This is a genomic window from Acinetobacter sp. ANC 4173 (assembly GCF_004331255.1).
In the GTDB taxonomy this organism is placed as follows: domain Bacteria; phylum Pseudomonadota; class Gammaproteobacteria; order Pseudomonadales; family Moraxellaceae; genus Acinetobacter.
On record NZ_SJOF01000015.1, the window covers coordinates 59,948 to 79,890 of the forward strand.

The 19,943-nt window shown below is 37.0% G+C and carries 17 protein-coding genes and 2 pseudogenes; 9 read left to right on the plus strand and 10 right to left on the minus strand.

The window, feature by feature from the left end; translation table 11 throughout:
• Positions 1 to 64: 64 nt before the first annotated feature.
• The gene (locus E0H94_RS15455) at positions 65 to 679 is read right to left on the minus strand and encodes a TetR/AcrR family transcriptional regulator (protein ID WP_131327318.1); all 615 of its coding nucleotides are present in this window, start codon (positions 677 to 679) and stop codon (positions 65 to 67) included.
• Positions 680 to 760: 81 nt separating this feature from the next.
• On the opposite strand from E0H94_RS15455, the gene E0H94_RS15460 reads away from it, so the two are divergent.
• On the plus strand, positions 761 to 1,909 hold the full coding sequence (locus E0H94_RS15460; protein ID WP_227548657.1) for an MFS transporter: 1,149 nt from the start codon (positions 761 to 763) through the stop codon (positions 1,907 to 1,909).
• A gap of 62 nt (positions 1,910 to 1,971) precedes the next feature.
• On the opposite strand, the gene E0H94_RS15465 is transcribed toward E0H94_RS15460, so the two are convergent.
• On the minus strand, positions 1,972 to 2,241 hold the full coding sequence (locus E0H94_RS15465; RefSeq protein ID WP_131327320.1) for an ArsR/SmtB family transcription factor: 270 nt from the start codon (positions 2,239 to 2,241) through the stop codon (positions 1,972 to 1,974).
• A gap of 215 nt (positions 2,242 to 2,456) precedes the next feature.
• On the opposite strand from E0H94_RS15465, the gene E0H94_RS15470 reads away from it, so the two are divergent.
• Positions 2,457 to 3,428 carry an MBL fold metallo-hydrolase gene (locus E0H94_RS15470; protein ID WP_205679306.1) on the plus strand — a complete coding sequence of 324 codons (972 nt, stop codon included), beginning with the start codon at positions 2,457 to 2,459 and terminating at the stop codon, positions 3,426 to 3,428.
• 245 nt (positions 3,429 to 3,673) lie between these two features.
• On the opposite strand, the pseudogene E0H94_RS15475 reads toward E0H94_RS15470, so the two are convergent.
• The 3 genes and pseudogenes from E0H94_RS15475 to E0H94_RS15485 all read right to left on the minus strand — a co-directional run bounded on the left by E0H94_RS15475 (position 3,674) and on the right by E0H94_RS15485 (position 7,569).
• Positions 3,674 to 4,527, minus strand: a pseudogene (locus E0H94_RS15475) (IS5 family transposase).
• Between the two features lie 308 nt (positions 4,528 to 4,835).
• Positions 4,836 to 6,185: an OprD family outer membrane porin gene (locus E0H94_RS15480; RefSeq protein WP_131327321.1), complete on the minus strand. Its 1,350-nt coding sequence runs from the start codon at positions 6,183 to 6,185 to the stop codon at positions 4,836 to 4,838.
• 37 nt (positions 6,186 to 6,222) lie between these two features.
• Positions 6,223 to 7,569 (minus strand): MFS transporter, encoded by a 1,347-nt coding sequence (locus tag E0H94_RS15485; RefSeq protein ID WP_131327322.1) that lies wholly within the window; start codon positions 7,567 to 7,569, stop codon positions 6,223 to 6,225.
• Between the two features lie 257 nt (positions 7,570 to 7,826).
• Here E0H94_RS15485 and E0H94_RS15490 point away from each other — a divergent pair, with 257 nt between their 5' ends.
• Genes E0H94_RS15490 through E0H94_RS15505 form a run of 4 tightly spaced genes read left to right on the plus strand, consistent with a single transcriptional unit; the run spans position 7,827 to position 11,903 of the window.
• Positions 7,827 to 9,566 (plus strand): FAD-dependent oxidoreductase, encoded by a 1,740-nt coding sequence (locus E0H94_RS15490; protein WP_131327323.1) that lies wholly within the window; start codon positions 7,827 to 7,829, stop codon positions 9,564 to 9,566.
• Between the two features lie 24 nt (positions 9,567 to 9,590).
• A complete protein-coding gene (locus tag E0H94_RS15495) occupies positions 9,591 to 10,343 on the plus strand; it encodes an SDR family NAD(P)-dependent oxidoreductase (RefSeq protein ID WP_131327324.1) in 753 nt (250 codons plus the stop codon).
• Positions 10,344 to 10,374: 31 nt separating this feature from the next.
• Positions 10,375 to 11,127 carry an IclR family transcriptional regulator gene (locus E0H94_RS15500; RefSeq protein WP_165495622.1) on the plus strand — a complete coding sequence of 251 codons (753 nt, stop codon included), beginning with the start codon at positions 10,375 to 10,377 and terminating at the stop codon, positions 11,125 to 11,127.
• A 5-nt stretch (positions 11,128 to 11,132) separates the two neighbouring features.
• Positions 11,133 to 11,903, plus strand: a complete 771-nt coding sequence (locus E0H94_RS15505; protein ID WP_165495623.1) for a helix-turn-helix domain-containing protein — start codon at positions 11,133 to 11,135, stop codon at positions 11,901 to 11,903.
• A gap of 352 nt (positions 11,904 to 12,255) precedes the next feature.
• Here the strand turns inward: E0H94_RS15505 and E0H94_RS15510 are convergent, their stop codons facing one another.
• The 5 genes and pseudogenes from E0H94_RS15510 to E0H94_RS15530 all read right to left on the minus strand — a co-directional run bounded on the left by E0H94_RS15510 (position 12,256) and on the right by E0H94_RS15530 (position 17,209).
• Positions 12,256 to 12,828, minus strand: a complete 573-nt coding sequence (locus E0H94_RS15510) for a VOC family protein (protein WP_131327327.1) — start codon at positions 12,826 to 12,828, stop codon at positions 12,256 to 12,258.
• A gap of 15 nt (positions 12,829 to 12,843) precedes the next feature.
• Positions 12,844 to 13,482: a maleylacetoacetate isomerase gene (maiA, locus tag E0H94_RS15515; protein WP_131327328.1), complete on the minus strand. Its 639-nt coding sequence runs from the start codon at positions 13,480 to 13,482 to the stop codon at positions 12,844 to 12,846.
• A gap of 11 nt (positions 13,483 to 13,493) precedes the next feature.
• Complete coding sequence (gene fahA, locus E0H94_RS15520; protein ID WP_131327329.1) at positions 13,494 to 14,771, minus strand: fumarylacetoacetase; 1,278 nt, start codon at positions 14,769 to 14,771, stop codon at positions 13,494 to 13,496.
• 188 nt (positions 14,772 to 14,959) lie between these two features.
• Positions 14,960 to 16,121 (minus strand): annotated as a pseudogene (locus E0H94_RS15525) (IS3 family transposase).
• Positions 16,122 to 16,285: 164 nt separating this feature from the next.
• Positions 16,286 to 17,209: a LysR family transcriptional regulator gene (locus tag E0H94_RS15530; RefSeq protein ID WP_131327330.1), complete on the minus strand. Its 924-nt coding sequence runs from the start codon at positions 17,207 to 17,209 to the stop codon at positions 16,286 to 16,288.
• A gap of 142 nt (positions 17,210 to 17,351) precedes the next feature.
• Between E0H94_RS15530 and E0H94_RS15535 the strand changes: the two genes are divergently transcribed.
• The 3 genes from E0H94_RS15535 to E0H94_RS15545 are packed head-to-tail and all read left to right on the plus strand — an operon-like array spanning position 17,352 to position 19,919.
• A complete protein-coding gene (locus E0H94_RS15535; RefSeq protein ID WP_131327331.1) occupies positions 17,352 to 18,467 on the plus strand; it encodes an alkene reductase in 1,116 nt (371 codons plus the stop codon).
• Positions 18,460 to 19,422: a nuclear transport factor 2 family protein gene (locus E0H94_RS15540; RefSeq protein WP_131327332.1), complete on the plus strand. Its 963-nt coding sequence runs from the start codon at positions 18,460 to 18,462 to the stop codon at positions 19,420 to 19,422. The genes E0H94_RS15535 and E0H94_RS15540 overlap by 8 nt, the downstream gene beginning before the upstream one ends.
• Before the next feature lie 41 nt (positions 19,423 to 19,463).
• The gene (locus tag E0H94_RS15545; RefSeq protein WP_131327333.1) at positions 19,464 to 19,919 is read left to right on the plus strand and encodes a nuclear transport factor 2 family protein; all 456 of its coding nucleotides are present in this window, start codon (positions 19,464 to 19,466) and stop codon (positions 19,917 to 19,919) included.
• Positions 19,920 to 19,943: the final 24 nt, after the last annotated feature.

The window sequence follows — 19,943 nt, forward strand, 5'->3', positions numbered from 1 at the left end:
TGAAGGGAATATAATTGTCTTAGATGTCTATTTGCAACAGTGCTAAAATCACTGACAATTAATTTCATAGTTTTAGCCTGAAAATTATTTCCAAATTGGCTTTGAATAATGATTCAATTTCCAAAGTCTCAAGCGGCTTTAATATACCATTATGAATCATTCCCATCCAAATTGGTGCTAGGATTAATACAGCCACTATACGAGGTTCATAATTAATAAAAAGCTCTTCTCTCTGAATTGCGATACAAATTAATTTTGTAATTTCATCCAAACTCGGTTCATATATCTTAGTTACATATAATTCTCGAATGTCATCAAATTTTTTTCCCTCGCTTAAAACTAAACGAGCAATATCTGCTCGACCAGCCGACTCAATATTATTAATACTTTTCCTCATCTTATTCCATATAAATTCCGACACTTTTTCATCGTTTTTTAATTCTGAGCTTTGAATGGGGTGATAAGTTTCGTTAATCAAATAATCAATTACGCCCTCAAATAATTTTTCTTTAGTTTCAAAATATGAATATATTGTTCCTTTCCCAACACCAGCAAGTACTGCAATTTCAGCAATTTTACTTTGAGAAAAACCGAATTTTTTAAATTCACTTAGAGCAGCAACAATGATTTTTCTTTTTGTTTCCGAAGTCTTTGCTAATGAAGGGCTACGCTTTCTCATCCCACTATCTCAAAATAAAATTGACTCAAAGTTCAATTTTATTAATCCAAAATGCGCCCCTCCCTCGCACTAGTTGACTATGTGATTCTAGCCATAAGTCTTTGTTTAGGAACACTAAGTACAGCTTTAGCAAGTCCATTATACTCTCTCTATATCCTAGATTGGCATATTACAACCACACAAATTGGTTACGCATTTATCGCATATATGTTTGGTGTAGTCTTTACACTAATGTTCTTCAACCATTTAACACTTAAATATGGTTTTAAAAAAATCGTCATCAGTGGGCTAGTCCTCATTGTTCTCGGATTGATTTATTCAGCTTTAGCACAGAACATTGTTGAACTTTCCCTCGCTAGATTTATGCTTGGAGTAGCATCAGGATTTATAAATACAGCGACTATAGTCGGACTGAATTTAAACTACCCTTTTCAAAATAAAATGAATTCTGCAAAGATTTCTTCAATTATTACTGTTTTTGGCTTTGCCTTAGGTCCAATCATTGGAGGCATTATTGCAGATAATACTCAATTTCCATTAAAGACCCCCTACTACATCATTTCACTAGCATCAACGATCACCCTTATTTTCTGTTTTTTTATTCGTGAAAAGAATAACTTAGAAACCAATAATATTAGTCTAAAGTATTGGAACTATCCTAAAATTAAATCTAATAAAAATTTATTTTTAGTCAGCAGTTTAAGTGCCTTTTGTTGCTTTTCCATATTTAGTTTATATGCAGCTTTAGCTGGTACATTTCTATCCAACTTATCTTTAGAAAAAAATGCAACATTTACTGGCTTATCTATTTCAATAATTTTATTAATTTCAGCAATCACTCAGCTTTCAAGTAAAAAAATGCAAGAGTTTTTTAGCTTGAAGTTTGGCTTAAAATTGATAACCATAGGGTGCTTCCTACTAATACTCTCTTTAGTCACACATAATATTAAATACCTTACATGCAGTATTTTATTTATTGGAATTGGTCATGGATTAGCCTTAGCGCCTTCATATTATTTTATAGAAAAAATTGTAAATCATGAAACTTCTTCAATTTTTTCAACATTTTTACTCATAAGCTATCAAGGAACTATTTGGCCCATTTTAATTACAAGCTACTTGTTTGATAAAATTGGAAATATATATGCCTTAACTATATTTTCATTATTTATTCTCGCAATTGTCATTTTTTTATTGCACCTTATTAAAAAGACAGGCTTAAAGGCATAAGAATACAAAACAAGATTGTTTCAATCGATATATTCAAAATTACAAAATCTATAAGCTTTATCTCAGTTTAACTTTCCTACCTCAACAAGAAGATCCCTAATAATATTCTTTAATTCGGAAGAAATAGAATAATACACCCATGTCCCATGCTTAGTATTTTTGATGATGCCAGTTTTTCTCAGGATCGCTAGATGATGCGAAACCGTAGACTGTTTCAACTTTAGCTGATCCGAAATTTCCGTTACTGAAATCATCTCACTTTCCAAAACAACTTCAACAATAGTCATTCTTATTTCATTTGACAAACATTTAAAAAAATCAACAGAATTCATATTTTCCTTTTATAACAACAAATTAAATATAAAATAAACTAAAGAAACATGGCTAGAAAATCTTACCAAAGCAAGAATATCACACCACATTAAAATTATATATTGTGCAAAGCAATTGTATATTGTATAAGTATATAAGTTTAGCTAGTTTCTTAGCTATTCATTATTTAGTCTTCATATTTGGAATTTGAAAAATAGATAAGGAGTATTTCACAATGACTATTGTAATGACTAAGCCATTTGCATCCTCAGCAGATCTGACAGAAAAAAAGGAAACTCTAGAAATACTTTCTGAAGGAGTGTTTGCACTGACCGCTGAAGGTGATCCAAATGTTGGCGCCTTTGAAGGAGAGGATTTTATTGTCGCAATTGAAGCACGTGCTACTCCATCTGCCGCTCAGGACTGGTTAAAACAATTAAGACAGCATACCAATAAGCCAATTAAATACCTCATCCTGACTCACTATCACGCAGTACGCGTATTAGGTGCTGCTGCTTTTGAAGCAGAACATATTATTGCTAGTGAAACTACCAAGAAGCTTATTGATGAACGTGGTATTGAAGATTGGAAAAGTGAGTTTGGTCGGATGCCTCGCCTTTTCAAAGAGCCAGACTCAATTCCAGGCTTGACTCAACCAACGGAAACATTCAAAGATAGCTATGAAATCGATCTAGGTGGCGATAGAGGAAAACTAGAACTAAAATTCCATGGCCGTGGTCATACCGCTGGAGATATTGTCGTTTGGCATGAGAAAAGTAAGACTTTGTTTGCAGGTGACTTGGTAGAAGCAGAAGCTGCATTATATACAGGAGATGCTTTCCATTTTGAATGGTCATCGACTACCCTAGATTCTCTAAAAGAATATAAAGCAGAATATTTAATTGGTGGTCGAGGAGCCGTAGCTAAAGGTGTTGAAGCAACTGATGCTGCGATTGAACAAACACGCTCATTCCTAAAAGGTATGATTGATAACGTTGGTGAAGTTCACAAACGCGGTGGAACTTTAAAAGAAGCTTTTGAAGCAACATATACAGCTTTAGAGCCTAAATTTGGCAAATGGCCTATTTTTGAACACTGTTTACCATTTGATGTGCAACGACTATGGGATGAATTTGATGGTATTGACTGGCCACGAATTTGGACAGAAGAGCGTGATCGTGAAGTTTGGGCAGAACTACAAGATTAATTTTTTTGCATATAAAATAGTTTAAGCACTACTTAAAAAGTTATCCATTATGATTAGGTTATTAACTCCTACTCAAAAATGGGTAACTTTTTTGCTATATAACCGGATTAATATGATCACCATAAAGAGCCTCGCACACTCATGAAACATCACCTTTACTAATAATCACCATGATTTAATCCCACCACCTACTGGCTTTTTTGCACAAAGATTTAAAAATTAAAACCAGCCCATTCTGTTCAAATTTAAGTTACAACTCGGGTATGAGGTCGGTCTAATTCCGTAAATTTATTCAGTACGGCTATACGGGCATGTATCTCATTTACTTAACTTGAAAAATGCCTAGCTGACAACTTATCGCCTAATAATTTAATGCAATGCATTTTGGTTTCGACCAAACTTCGGCGATGATAGCCTGACCATTTTTTCCAAATCGTTCTCCCTAAACGTTTGACCGTTTTTAGTAATTCATTTCTCTCTATAGATCTCGCTTGCTTGTCTTTCCAAGGCGTTGCATTTTTTTCTTGGCGGAATCACTGCATTCGCTTGTCGATCTGCAATGACCTGTCAGCATTGTTTTGTGTCATAAGCCCCGTCTGTATAAACTGAATCAATTTGCTCACCCAACGGGATTTGATCAAGTAAATGCCCAAGGACTTACGAATCACTGATATTATTCGTCGTGAGCTGAACTGCCCGTATTTACAAGGTTTTAGCATCTATACCAATATGTAGTTTACGCCATTGGCGACGATATTCAGGTTGATGTTTCTTAAGTTTCCATTCACCTTCACCTAGAAATTTCAAACCAGTGGAGTCGATAAGTAGATGCAGCCCAATCTAATCCGCAAAGTTTAATCAGGCTTTGTACAAAGCCAGTGACCATACGTAAAGAAAGTCGAAATATGGCTTTAATCATTAAGCAGCATTGGATGGCTGTGTCAGAGTAAGTTTGATTTCGACCATGTTTGCTTTTTGATTGGGCGTACCATTGTGTTTTGGGATCAAACTAAATGGCAATATTCCCACAATTAATGAGAGCTCAGTTGTATGTGGACCAATTGGTTGTACGGTAGACTTTAGGTGTAGGCTTATTCATCTCAAAATTATATTGTGGAATAAGACTTTAGAGATAGGTTTGTGCAACAAAGCCACTAAAAAATAAAAACTGCTCTAATTATTAAACCAATCAAAGATGACTCGCCACAATCACTTAACTCACTTTTATTACAATAAATACAATTAAAACAATAATATAAAACACATTAAGTTAATTTGCATATAAATTACAACAAAGCACCAAGCGTCATAATCAATCAAATAAAAAGGATTAATAGTTCTAAAAAAAAATTGCAAAAAAAAATAAAGCTCAACCAAAATTGAGCTTTATTTTTAGAGATATCTGAATTAGAAGCTTAGTGGATATTCAACGATAAATCGAATCTCATCAATATCGACATAACGATATCCTTTTGTTGCACGATGTGTTGCTTGTCTTAACTTCACATCTAAGCCCTTAGCAAATCCATGTTGAATTTTATATTGCAAGGTAAAGTTCCGCTCCCAATGCTTATTATCAACACTTTGATCATAAATATGTCTTTTTGTATAAAATGGGTTAGTGCTATCACTATTATCCATATCCCAACCATAGAGATACCTACCCATAAAGCTTAAACCTTGAGCACCATATTTACTAAAATCGATTTCATATTTGACTTGAATTGATTTTTCATTTGCCTCACTAAAAGTTGCATACTGAGCAGCATTTAGTAAAGATACATTCGCACCCATTGTCTTAAACGCTACCCAATCAATGGGTTCATCACCTAAGACTTGTTGATACCCCAAAGAAAATGTGTGTGCATCATATTGATAACTTCCCAATACTGAAATTGCAGTAGTATCAATACTCCCACCTTTACTTGCCCCCTCATCTTTATTTGAATAATTTGCTGTAGCTAACTTAGCTGAATTTTCATTTGAAAATTTATATTGATAATTTCCTCCTAGATAATATTGCATCCAAACATCATCTAATTTAGAAGTATAAACTGTTACTGAGTTTTGCTTATTATCAAACTTATAACTCCCTCCTAAAAACTGAATATTATCTGCTTTAATACCTACAGCATAATCTGTAGTAAAGTAATTCAGATCTTTTGTTGAATCCACTGGATTCATACTATAAAAATAACCAGCATTTAATGCTAAGTTATCAAAGCTTTTATCTTCGATACTTAAGCCAGTGGCGACTGAAGGAAGTAACCTAACAGTGCTTGTAGCAATTACAGGAACATTAGGGAACTGATTACCATATCGAAGCACGGTATCTTTGTATCTAACTTTTAGTGCGCCACCTATTTCACCATAAGCATTTTTTGTTTTACCAGTAACTGGATCAAACTCTAAAAGATTAGTCCCTGTAGTATATTCATCACTATGTAGCTTCATTCCAAGTAATCCGTAGGCATCAAATCCGAATTCCAAAGGGGTATCAGTATAACCAGAATTGTAATTTACTATTACGCCATGAGCCCATTCATTTCGATATCCTTCACGCTCCTCAAGCGGTAAAGTTGAATTTATTCCAGATGGATTTGCCTCACCATTACGGAAATCTCTGTAAAAATAGAAATTTCTATTTAATACTTGTAAGCTTTCTTCTTGATCGCTAGTGAAAGGTCCTGCATAAATTGTTGGTGATAAGGCATAAAAGCTCCCTATCACCAATGATAAAAACATTGGCGATTTCATTTCATTCTTCCATAAATGATGTTTAGTTTTTTAAGAATTATTCTTGACTTACATGAATTGCAGATTTAGGAACAAGCAGCGCCATAATGACAGCAGATAAAAACATGATTAAAGCAATGACTAAAAAAGCATAATTATTGTTATGAGTAGCTTCTCGAACCACACCAATAATCCATGGTGCAAATAGACCAGCCATTGTCGCTAAAGTACTGACCATGGCAATACCAGCAGGAGCCTCTGATTGTTTAAAGTAAGCTGCTGGTAATGACCACGCCACAACCACAGCTCCACTGAATCCAAAACCAGCTAATCCAAGCAAAATAAGTTTTAGAATTAGACCGCCTTCGATATATGCTGAAGCAACAAACATTAAGCTACTAAACAACATACTAATCGTATAATGCCAGCGTCTTTCTCTAAATTTATCAGAACTTTTACCCACAAATATCATGCCGAGACCAGCAAGAGAAAAAGGAATGACAGAATAAAATGAAATATGTGCGATGTTAGTAATACCCATTTCCTTAATGATTGTTGGCATCCAAAAATTAAATGCATATGACCCACAATATGCTGCAAATGCCAATGAAGCCAATAAGTAAACTCTAATATCAAGTAAACATTTTAGAATGAGTGATAGTGAATGGGAGTTATGACTTTCATTACTATAGCGATTATCCGCCATCATGATTTTACGGTGAACAGATTTTTCCTCTTGGCTCAACCATGACGCTTCACTTGGATTATTTGTTAGATAAAAGATACAAAATATACCTAAAAGCACCAATGGGAAGGCTTCAAGCATAAACATCCATTGCCAACCAGCTAAACCGTGAAACTGATCCAAATTAGTCATAATTAAGCCTGAAATTGGACCACCTACAATTGGAGCAGCAAGTGTTGCGAGTAATAAAAATGAAATGACTCGTGCACGCATATAACTAGGAAACCAATAACTTAAATAAAGCATGATTCCTGGAAACCAACCAGCTTCAAAAATTCCAAGCAATAGTCTTAATATATAGAGTTGATTCACTGTGCTTACAAATAATGTAGCCATTGAAACCAAGCCCCATAAAACCATAATGCGGGCTAATGTTTTTCGAGCGCCAATTTTATGCATTAAAATATTACTGGGAATTTCAAAAATTGCATAACCAATAAAGAAAACACCCGCAGCTAATGCATATTGTGAATCAGTAAAACCAACTGCATCTTGCATTTGTAGTTTTGCAAATCCGATATTCACCCGATCAAGAAATGCAAAAAAATGGCCTATAAAAATAATTGGTAAAATTCTAAATAAAATTTTACGCAAAATCCTTTGTTTTTCCTCTTCCCTTACTTGAAGAAAATTAACGTCTCTATCCAATAGGTTTTCCATACCTTTTTCCTTATGCAGCAGACTTCCTAATCTTTATTTAAATTCTAAATAATACAAAATATTTGTACTATGATTAAATTATCACAACACATTACACCAGTAAATATGTTTAAATAGAAATAATTACAAAACAATAATTCATTATATATCAACATTTTATCAATTTCTAATTTAGATATTAACAAATTGTTTTGCACAGTATGTAAATTATGATTAGTATGATAACTAGGATTTTATGAGCCAAATAGGGAGTCAATATGAATAAAATTATCGAATGTGATGTACTTGTTCTTGGATCAGGAGCATCTGGCTTAGCAACAGCTGTTACCGCAAGTCACCAAGGTCTGAAAGTCGTAGTGCTAGAAAAATCGGATAAGTTTGGTGGTACAACAGCTCGTTCTGGTGGGTGGCTCTGGATCCCTTGTACAAAAGAAGCAAAAGCTTGGGGGCATAATGATACGCCAGAGACCGTCAAGACCTATTTAAAGCATGAAGGTGGCGATGCCTATAATGAGGAACGGGTAGATTCTTTTTTAAAACATACCTCTGATGCTTATGATTTTTTCACACAGAAAACAGCTGTTAAATTTGATATGCCTTTGGTATTTCCTGACTACCATGCTGAAGCCCCTGGAGGAGCACAAGGTGGCAGATCAATGGTTACAAGACCATTTGATGCAAAAGAATTAAAAAGTGAATTAAAGCATTTAGAACCTCCCTTACCTGAACTCACTATCTTCGGCATGATGATGGGATCTGGTGCTGAAATCCGACACTTCATGCGTGCAACCCGATCATTTGAATCATTTATCTATACAGTTAAACGATTCGGTAAGCATTTTCTTGAAGTATTACGATATGGACGCGGTATGGTCCTAACAAATGGTAATGCTCTCGCTGGTCGACTCATGAAGTCGGCAATGGATCAAAATATAACAGTCATGCGCAATACAGCGGGCAAAGAGTTAATTGTAGAAAATGGCGTAGTAACTGGTGTAATTGCTCAATCTGAGAGTAATGCGATTACCATAAAAGCGAAAAAAGGTGTAGTACTTGCAGCTGGAGGCTTCCCTCACAATCTAGAGTTAAGAAAGAAATATTATCCGCATGCTGTTACAGGTAAAGAACACTGGTCTCCAATGAAAGAAACCAATACTGGTGATAGTGTTCAATTAGTAAAACCATTGAATGTAATACAAGATACACATCTACCTCACCCAGCCGCATGGTGCCCTATCTCTATACTACCGAGAAAAGATGGCTCAACTGGAATTATGCCGCATTTTATTGATCGTGCTAAACCTGGTGTTATTGCGGTTAATAAAGAAGGACAGCGCTTTGTTAATGAAGCAAACTCTTATCATGACTTTATGCAGGGCATGATGAAGAGTGCCAATATAGGAGGAGATCTTACATGCTGGCTAATTTGCGACCATAAAACATTAAGACTTTATGGAATGGGATCTGTACCACCACAACCACTTCCAATTCATAAATATCTTAAATCTGGTTATCTTAAAAAGGGAGCAACCCTTGAAGAGTTAGCGAACAAATGTGGAATTTCTAGCAATGGCTTAAAAAAATCAGTACAACGCTATAATGAGCTTGCTAAAACTGGAAAAGATCAAGACTTTGGAAAAGGATCTAAAGCATATAATAGATATCAAGGTGATGCTCTTCTAGCACCTAACCCTTGTCTCGCATCAGTTTCTGAAGGTCCTTTTTACGCCATTCTGATTCGACCTGGCGATATTGGAACTTATGCAGGGCTTCCAGTTGATAAACATAGTCGAGTCTTAAATAGCAGCGGTCAACCAATAAAAGGGCTATTCTCCGTAGGAAATGATGCAACTTCAATTATGGGAGGGAATTACCCAGGTGCTGGCATTACACTTGGCCCAGCTCTTGTTTTTGGTTATCAAACAGGTCTCTTTCTCGCTAAGAATAAAGACAATAATCAAGATTTAGATACTGATGTAAATAAAGAAGTAGCATAAAAGTCAAAAGAAAGGATTCTACCCATGATCAATTTATCCGAAAAAATAATTGTAGTGACAGGTGCAGCTCAGGGAAATGGGGCGACTATAGCCAAAGGTTTAAGCAGCTTAGGTGCAAACTTGATTTTAGTCGATCTCAATACGACCAAACTGCTTGAAGTTAGAGATGAAATAATTCAATCTGGCCGAAACGCTCATGCATATACATTAAACATTGCGAATCATGAAAGTTGTTTTCATCTTGCTGAAAAACTAACTTCCGAGTTTGGTAAGGTTGATGTTCTTGTTAACAATGCAGGTATTTTAAGACGTAGTACTTTTGAATCGAGTTCTACCTTTCAAGATCTTGAAGATACCTTAAATGTTAATGTTAAAGGTGCTTATTATTTAACACACTCCTTATTGCCTTTACTTAAAGAAGCCAAAGGTAATGTGGTAAATGTTGCCTCTATTCAATCTTTTGTAGCATCACCAACAGCCACAGCATATTCCATTTCTAAAGGTGGTATTGCGCAAATGACAAAGACTCTAGCAGTTGAGTTAGCACAATACAAGATCCGAGTGAATGCAATTGCCCCTGGTATTATTAACACGCCTATGTCTGAAGTGACTAGAAGTAATAATGATGCACTGCAAAATTTTCTTCGGCATGTCCCGTTATCCAGAGAAGGTCAACCTGATGAGTTAATTGGTCCAGTTGCCTTTTTATGTTCAAATGCAGCATCATATGTCACGGGTTGTATTCTTCCAGTAGATGGAGGTTACTTAACAGTCTAATCGTTTTGAATTTAATTTGGGGAGAAGCATATTGGAGAACAAGCGCGGCATTCAGAGTGTAGAAGTAGCTTCGGAAATCTTAAAAGTTATTTGCTCCTCCCCTAAACCATTATCCTTAAGTGAAATTGCGGATATTCTACAAATTGTGCCTGGCTCAGTTCATATTTATTTAGTGAGCCTAATGCGAACAGGTTTATTAAAGCGCGATGAAACCACCTTAGAATATGAACCAGGTGCATTAGGTCTTCGCTTGGGGATATCTCATTTTAATAAAAATCAATTAATTATAAATGGAAAGATCAGGCTTTCAGCATTTGCCGAAAAGTATGAATTAAATGCTTTCATTTCAATGTGGTCAAATGAAGGACCATCTGTCATATTCTATAAAGAATTTGCAGGTTTCTTAAACATTAGTTTTAAACTAGGTCTAACATTATCACTATTAGAGACTACTGTTGGACAACTTTATTGTGCTTATAAATCTCCTGAAGAAGTATTAAACATCATAGAAAAAAAACCTCAAAAGAAGTACAAATCCTCTCATTATTCAACTGCCGATTTTCAAAATATGCTCAAAGACATTAGAAAAAATAAACATCTTATGTTAGACAACACACCTACAAATGGAATCACAGCGATAGCTGTTCCAGTATTAGACAAAAGTAACTCAATCAGCTTGGCTTTGACAGTATTTACAGAAACTGAAAAATTGAAAACCATCTCAACACCAATTAATCAGTTAATTGAAGAGTTAATTTATATTTCTGAAAATTTATACGAGTAATGTTTATGGAAGATTTAAAACAAAGTAGAGGAGTACGTTCTGTTGACTATACAGCTGAAATTCTAGAATTATTCTGTGGAAAGTCACCAACATTATCTTTAAAAGAGATTTCTACAAGTATGGGAGTCAGCTCAGCTAAACTCTATCCTTATCTTGTAAGCTTAGTAAGATGTGGCTTATTAAGAAAATGTGATTCTAATAACTATGATATTGGTCAACTTAGTCTAGATCTTGCATTTAAAGCATTAAACTATCTTGATCCATTTGAAGAAACCTCAAAAGTTGCAAAAGAGATTAATCAAATCACGTCTTACCCTGTTGTTTTAAGTACCTGGGGTTCTTTTGGCCCTACAGTCATACAAATTAATGAAGCAAATAGCAATTTATCTTCTAAAATACGTGTAGGCTCAGTTATGTCTATTGTTAATAGTACGATTGGAAATACTTTTGCTAAGTTCTTACCTCTTAACATCATTCGTGATGCTCTAAAATTTGAAGAATATAGATATGCTGGCTATAAGTTTTCATCAGCTGAAAGAAAAAAATTTTTAGACGATATTAAAAACAATGATCAAGATATTATTACAATCATTGAAAATCGTCCAGTTAAAGGCCTAACTTCTCTGAGCATACCAATTTTCAATATTTCAAATGAAATACAGTTTGTTATTACCATTTATGAAGATACAGAAATTTTATTAGAGAATTTAGATTTCATAAAAAATATTTTATTTGTTAAATTAAATGAACTTTCACGAACATTAGGCTTTAAGTAAAGAATTCAATTATATCAATGTAATCTTACTTTTAAGAGGCTTTGTTGTATAAACATTCAAAAGCCGAATTTTTTACCAAGGCGTACAAGTTTAACAGACTGGACTGCCACCTCTCTCCTAGACAAATATGGTCTATTCTTTTTGCATAGGAGAAAACATTATGAGTGGACAACGTTATACCCCAGAATTTAAAGATGAAGCTGCCTAACTTCTACTTTCAACTTAGGTTTTTTAATGGGAGAATTACCAAGGACAGGATTAAAAAGGAGGATAGAGCAACTTAAAATTTAATTATGAATCCTACTAACATTGGATATAAATTCCATTATGTTAGTAGGAGTGACCTTAATAGTTAATTCTTATTCGTCTTAACTGCATTATTTTCTAGCTCGGCAGCATGCAAAAAATGTGTATGGTGAGGAGCACGCTTAGTTTTAGACCATTCTTCAAGCATTTCTTTTTTCATACCTTCTGTAATCATTGAGATCTTTTCATGAGAAGTTTCATCATCATAAGTCAATTCAATACGATGTCCATTAGGATCAAAAAAATAAATTGAATGAAAAATTCCGTGATTTGTTACGCCTAAGACTTCAATACCATTATTTTCTAAGTGATCTTTAGCTGCCAATAAAGCAGAGCGATCTTTTACTTTAAGTGCTAAATGTTGTACCCATTTAGGAGTATTTTCATCACGCCCCATTTCAGGCTGATTTGGTAATTCAAAAAATGCAAGAACATTACCATTCCCAGCATCGAGAAAAATATGCATATATGGATCAAAAGCTTTAGTAGAAGGAACGTAATCTTCGGCAAATGCTAAAATAAAATTCATATTTAAGTTTTTGCTATACCAATTTACAGTTTCTTGAGCATCTTTGCATCGATATGCCACATGATGTATTTGTTCGATATGAAAAGTCATGTTAAATGTCCTTATTTAAATTTCATCAATTTGTACTTCAGGAGAAGCAGTATTAAATTCTGGTAATGCTATACAATGGTTGTAAATCGCTTTAATCATAGGAAATTGAGTTAAATCAATATTAAAACGCTGTGCATTATAGACTTGCGGAATTAAGCAACAATCAGCCAATGAAACATTATTACCAAAACAATATTTTTTATTTGACTGAGATAACTGTTTTTCTAAAACGTTAAAACCTGTAATTATCCAATGTTCATACCATTTATTTATTTCTTCATCAGATATGCTTATAGTTTTTTTTAGGTACTGTAGAACCCTTAAATTATTTAAAGGATGAATGTCACTGACTATAGTTTGACAAAATGAGCGAATCAATGCGCGGGATTGGATATCTGATGGTAATAATGGAAAAGATGAGTATTTTTCCTCCAAATATTCTAGTATGCTCATGGACTGAGTTAATGTAACATTTTCATCAATCAATGTAGGTACTAATTCACCAGGGTTGATTTTTTTATAGTTAATACTATGTTGTTCACCACCATTTTTTAATAAATGAATTGGAATAACATCAAAAGGTAAATTTTTCAAATTTAAGGCTATTCGTACTCGATATGAGGCTGAGCTTCGAAAATAACTGTAGAGTTGCATAATTAATTCTCTCAATATTTATGTTCAGAATTAAATTGAAATGCTGAAGTTATTTTTCCTGAAACTTCACCAAAACCAACTCTAATACCTTCTTTTTCACAATAGCCCTTGATAATAATGGTATCTCCATCATTCAGAAAACTGCGCTGTTGCCCATTTGATAATGTTATCGGCTTTGTTGTATTCCATGTAAGTTCAAGTAGAGAACCATAGGAGTTAGGTTCTGAACCAGATATTGTTCCAGAACCCATCAAATCACCAATTTGAACATTACAACCACTAATTGTGTGATGTGCTAATTGTTGAGCCATTGACCAATACATATATTTAAAATTAGTTTTGCTAATGACATCGGCAGTATCAGAATCTTCAGTTTTAAGTTCTACAGAAAGATGGATATCGAAACTATTATGAATATTATCTTCTACTAAATAAGATAAGGGCTTAGGCTCTTGAATTGGACATTGGGTTCTAAATGGTTCAAGTGCTTCTAGTGTAACAATCCAGGGGGAAATTGAAGAAGCAAATGTTTTTGAGTTAAAAGGTCCAAGAGGTACATATTCCCATTGTTGAATATCACGGGCTGACCAGTCATTAAATAAAACGACACCAAATATATGATTCCAAGCACGTTCAACTGAAACTGGTTCACCCAAATTACTTGGTTTACCAATAATAAATCCTGTTTCTAATTCAAAATCTAATTTTCGACTCGCAGAAAAAATTGGCCTTTCTGAATCTGGAAGTTTAATTTGGCCAGAAGGGCGTACAACATCAGTTCCGCTAATCACTACAGAGCTTGCTCGACCATTGTAACCTACGGGTAATTCTGACCAATTTGGTAATAGAGCATTTTTAGGATCACGGAACATACATCCAACATTGGTGGCATGCTCTTTTGAAGAATAAAAATCTGTATAACCAGAAATAGATACTGGTAAATGCATAATTACATCAGATTGTTTAATGAATACTTTTTCACGTAATTCTAAATTATCTCGCAAAATAGGGTTTTGCTTCTTAAGTAAGCTTTGTAGTTCTTTTCGAATTTTAGACCAAAAACTTTTACCTGTGCCTATGAATTTATTGAGCGTAGGTTGATTAAAAAAAGTTTCATCAGGTTCAATTTGTAAAAATCCATTTTGTTCTAAGATTGCAAGATCAATGACGTAATCTCCTAGAGCGACTCCAATATGACGTTCGCTATCATAGAAATGACTGAAAACACCGTATGGAAGGTTATGTAAGGAAAAATCTGAGTTTTGGGGAATAGTGATATAGGTTTCCATTTTTCACTTTTAATTATCTATAGTGCAAATATTTTATACCATATATAAATTAAAGTAGAAAACAAATTTTAAAATAACAATTTAATATATTGATATTAATATATATTTTATCAAATGGTTTTATATTTTATTTAAATTTGTATTTCTACAAGGTGGACTTCTCCCAGTATCCTAGACATGAGACAGCCTCATTTTGAAGCTGCTTCAAAAGCTTCTGGACTCATCCCATCGAGATGCGAATGACGCCTGATTTGATTGTAAAACATCTCGATATAATCAAACACATCTGCACGTGCCATTTCGCGTGTTTTACAGATTCGCTTTTTAATTCTTTCCTTCTTCAAGCTGCTAAAAAAGGATTCAGCAACAGCATTATCCCAACATGAGCAGTGTACTGCGCAAGGCTGCGGCTCATACTGGGAACCAAGTTATGCTTCTGACAGAATTTCTGCCAGTCTCCACTGCTGTATTGTGAGTCTTGGTCTGAGTGTATGATCACAGGTTCATTAGGCCTGCTTCGCCACACTGCCATGAGAAGTGCATCTAAAACGATATCCTTGGCAAGCGTAGGTTTCATTGACCACCTGATGGCTTTTTTTCGAAAATAAATCAAGAACCATAGCCAGATATAACCAACCTTGCCATGTGCGAAAATAAGTTATATCGGTCACCCAAGAGGTATCAGGTGTGTTTACAACAAACTCTCGATTTAAATGGTTAGATGGTACAATCTGAGGACGACCACGACCATAGCTTTTATGCTTCTTATATCCTCGAACAGCAGCAATACCATTGTTCTTCATGATCTTTAGCACACGGTTAGGTCCACAACTTTCACCTAACTCTTTAAGATCCAGCGTAATGCGACGATAACTGTAGATGCCATAACTAGCATCGTAAGAAGCACGGATGAGCTGTAATAACCTCTTATCTTCAATTGTTCTGTCTGATTCGGGTTCATGCAACCAGGCGTAATAGCCAGCACGAGCAATCCTAAGAACCCGACACATCGTTTTAATTTTAAATTGATGGCTATAATTCAAGGATAAACTGATACTTTACTCTGGCAGGCTTGCAAAGTACCTTGCTGCCTTTTTTAAGTTATCCCGTTCGTCTTCAGTTTATTTAAGCTGACTTTTAAGGCGAAGGATTTCTTTCTTTGCCTCGAGCAGTTCATGTTCATCAGCGTTGTTGTGTAATGGATGTACAGCTTTAAGCCATTTATAATTTATAAATTCTGCGCTGTGATACTCTCAAGCGTTCTAGGACATCTGGGACAGAATAACCGTGTTCAGTAATCAATTTAACAGCTTCATCTTTAATTTCTGGGGTGTATCGTTGTCCACTCATAATGTTCTTTCCTATACAAAAAGAATAGACGAAATTTGTCTAAGAGAGTTTTGGCAGTCTACCTTTTAAAATTCCAGAACGGTGTGAGCTTTACCAAGAGAAATTGAACAAAAATAATCACATATTAGATGTGTAAAAATAGGTCTATTCTAAAACTTTAGCTTCTATGGATTAAATCTAGAACCCTGTTGCCCTGCGACAACCTGTAACATGTCAATCACCGCACGAACTTTAGGTTGTAAATAATGTGACTTCGGCCAAATCACATGAATTGGCATTTCCCCACCGGCAAAGTCATCGAGCAATGAAATCAAACTGCCTCGCTGTAATTCAGCATGCACCAACCATGTTGGCATTTGCATAATGCCACAGCCTGCCAAACCTGCTGCAAGCATCGCCTCACCATCACTAAATTCATGACGCACCCGAATCTCTTGCTGCATAAATTTCCCTTCTCGGGTACGCAGCAGCCACGTCTGTTTTTGCTGTCGGCGCGAACCAATAATACAATCTCGATGTTGTAACTCTTCAGGAGTCTCGACAGTACCATATTTTTGCAGATAACTCGGTGCTGCACAGATCACCAAACGCTGTGTTCCCAGTCTTTTGGCAACCAGATTACTGTCATCAGTCAACTCGCCAATTCTGACCGAAAGGTCATAGCCTTCCTCGACCAGATCCATCGTTCGTTCTGTAAATGACACAGTTAAATCCAGTTTCTCAAATTGGGTGGCCATATTCAGCAGACTGGGTAATACATGGCGTCGCCCAAAAGCACCAGGCACGCCAATATGTACACGCCCCTGTGGTACCCAGTCTTTCGGCACTAATCCTGTTTCTGCGGCATCCAACTCATCAATCGCCCGCAAACACGCAGTCAAATAGACTTCGCCTTCTGGTGTCAGTGTCAACTTTCGGGTGGTGCGATGAAACAGTTTCAAGCCTATGCGAGCCTCAAGTCGTGTCACACTCTTTGCCACCCCTGATGGTGTCATCTCCAGTATTTCCGCAGCCAATGTAAAACTGGCAACTTTTGCAGTGGCAACAAAGGCATCAATCCCTGCAAAACGATCTAGTGAATGCTGCATTTTGTCCTCTGAGTCTTAAATCATTGGAATTTTTCATAGATTATCTTTGATTTAAATCATAGTAAAGTCATTCTCAATTGCTGATCTAGATCAGCCGCTATCGAATTGCAGCTAGCACTCACCCGATATTGTAGAGAAAAATATGACACAAACTTTGTTTCACACACATGATTTAGCTGGACTTGAACTCCCAAACCGCTTGGTGATGGCACCGATGACCCGTTCACGTTGTGCCAATGGTGTTCCCGATCTGTTGACGGAACGCTATTACAGCCAACGTGCTTCAGCAGGTCTGATCATTACCGAAGGGATTAATATTTCACAACAAGGCACAGGCTATTTATTTACTTCGGGCTTGTACACCGATGATCATGTCGAGGCGTGGAAGCGTGTCACCGATGCGGTTCATGCCAAAGGTGGACGTATTTTCGCTCAATTGTGGCATGTCGGTCGCCTGTCGCATGTGTCGATTCAACCCGATGGCGCTGCGCCAGTTTCTTCGGTTGATCGTCAACCCAACAATGTCAATGCCTATGCTTGGGTGTCGGCAGGCGTACCAGGCAATGTTGCGACCAGCGAACCTCGTGCGCTCAGTACAGATGAAGTACAAGGCATCGTTGCACAATTTGTTGCTGCGGCACAACGTGCTATCCAAGCAGGTTTTGATGGTGTTGAAATTCACGGTGCAAATGGCTATTTGTTTGAACAATTCATTAATGGTGAACTCAATACACGCCAAGACTGTTATGGCGGCTCAATTGAAAATCGTCTGCGTTTGGTTTTAGAAACTGTCGATGCGGTCAGTGCTGCGATTGGTGGTGAGCGCGTGGGCATTCGTATTTCGCCTTTTGGACGCTTATATGATATGCACCCTTACCATGATGAAAAACAAACGTGGCTAACACTGGCTGCCGAATTGGGTCAGCGTCAATTGGCGTATGTACACCTGAGTGACCAACGCACGATTGGTGCAGATTGTGAAACATCATTCTTCATTGACTTCCGTAAAGCCTACGCTGGCACATTGATTGTGGCAGGTGGCTTCGATCAAGACAGCGCAGAAGCTGCATTAAATGTAGGCAAAGCAGATCTAATTGGTTTTGGTCAACCGTATATTGCCAATCCTGATTTGCTAGAGCGCATGGTTAATGGTTGGCCATTGGCAAAAGCGCAACGTGAAACCTTATATGGCTTACACGGCGCACGAGGCTATACCGATTATCCAACCTACCCTGCAAGCGTAGACACCCATGAGTGATCATGACTTACACCATCGCTTAGCGATGTTCACGGATCACTTTTTGCAGGCGTGGTCTGAGGGGAAATGGGATGCGCTTGCCCCTCAACTCAGTGCAGATGCCACACTCATCAGCAGCCAACATGGTCAAGCGCAGGGTCTAGCACACTGGCAACAGTGCTTAGCACAAGATACGGCACTGCTGGTGTGGATGCGTAGCAGCAATCATGCGCTTGTGCTTGGGCAAGAAGGTCAAGCTGTCGGCAGTGCCTATGTGATTGGTTTATTTGAATATGAGCAACAGCAGTTTTTATTTGGTGCCAGTCTAACCCTACGCTTTGAAGCTCAGCAAAACACAGATTGGCGTTTGCATGAAGTTCGAATTCAAGTGCAATGGTGCAAGGGTCAATTGAGCTTAGCCCGTCACTGGCAAGCGCCGCCAAGCGATGCGGGTTGGCAACTCGGTGATGTCGCCCCCGTGATTGTCAGCGAACTGGATTCACCATGGGCACAAATTCGCAATGCCGTGCCACAGCAAGATGCCATGATTGCGGTACAGCAACTGTATAGCAAATATTCATGGGCGATTGATCAAGGTGACATTGCCCTGCTCAGTGACAGCTATACCGAAGATGCCGCAGGTGGCTTTAGCCCTATGGGACAACTCCACGGACGACATCAAATTATTGGTCAACAAAAGAGTTTCCGCAGACATTGGCCGTGGATGCAGCACTTTGCCGATGTACTGCGGATCGAACTTGAAGATGATGGTCAACATGCACGCATGATCGTTGGGCGGATTATTCCTGAACGTTCAGTGGATGAAACAGGACAATTGCTCTACGGCGCACATTATCAGCTTCGCACTCGACTTGAGCAGGATCAACAATGGCGAATTTGTTGGTTTGACTATCGCTCAGGTTGGTTCAATGCCTCGCAAATTCCTGAATTTGAAATTGGCATTACCCACGCCTGAACGTGATTGCCCACTCTCTATCTTGTGAAAAGGTTAAAAACATGAACAGTGAAAAAATCCAACAACTGATTGATTACGAAGAAATTCGTAACTTACGCACCCTTTACTCGCATTATCTCGACAGCAACAACATTGCCAATCTTGATCAAATTTTCTCAGCCGATGCCGTGGTCGAAGTGACTGTCGGAAAAATGCAAGGCATCGCTGAGATTCAAGCAGGTTTGCAAGATGCTTTTGCATTATTTGACCGTGATCATCGTGGTCACTACCCATTTATGCATGTGATTGCCAATCACTGGATTCAACTGACTGGCCCAGACCGTGCTGAAGGTCGTTGTTATTTGGTGGATTTCGAAACAGCGTCTAAGCCTGATCCAAATCCATTGTTATTGCTCGGACTCTATCACGACGAGTACCAACGTATTGATGGTCAATGGCGTATCACCCGCACCGCATTGCAAGTGGTGTGGCCTCAAAGCCCTGAACCTGAAGCCTAAATGATGACCGTATTGGAGTTTAAA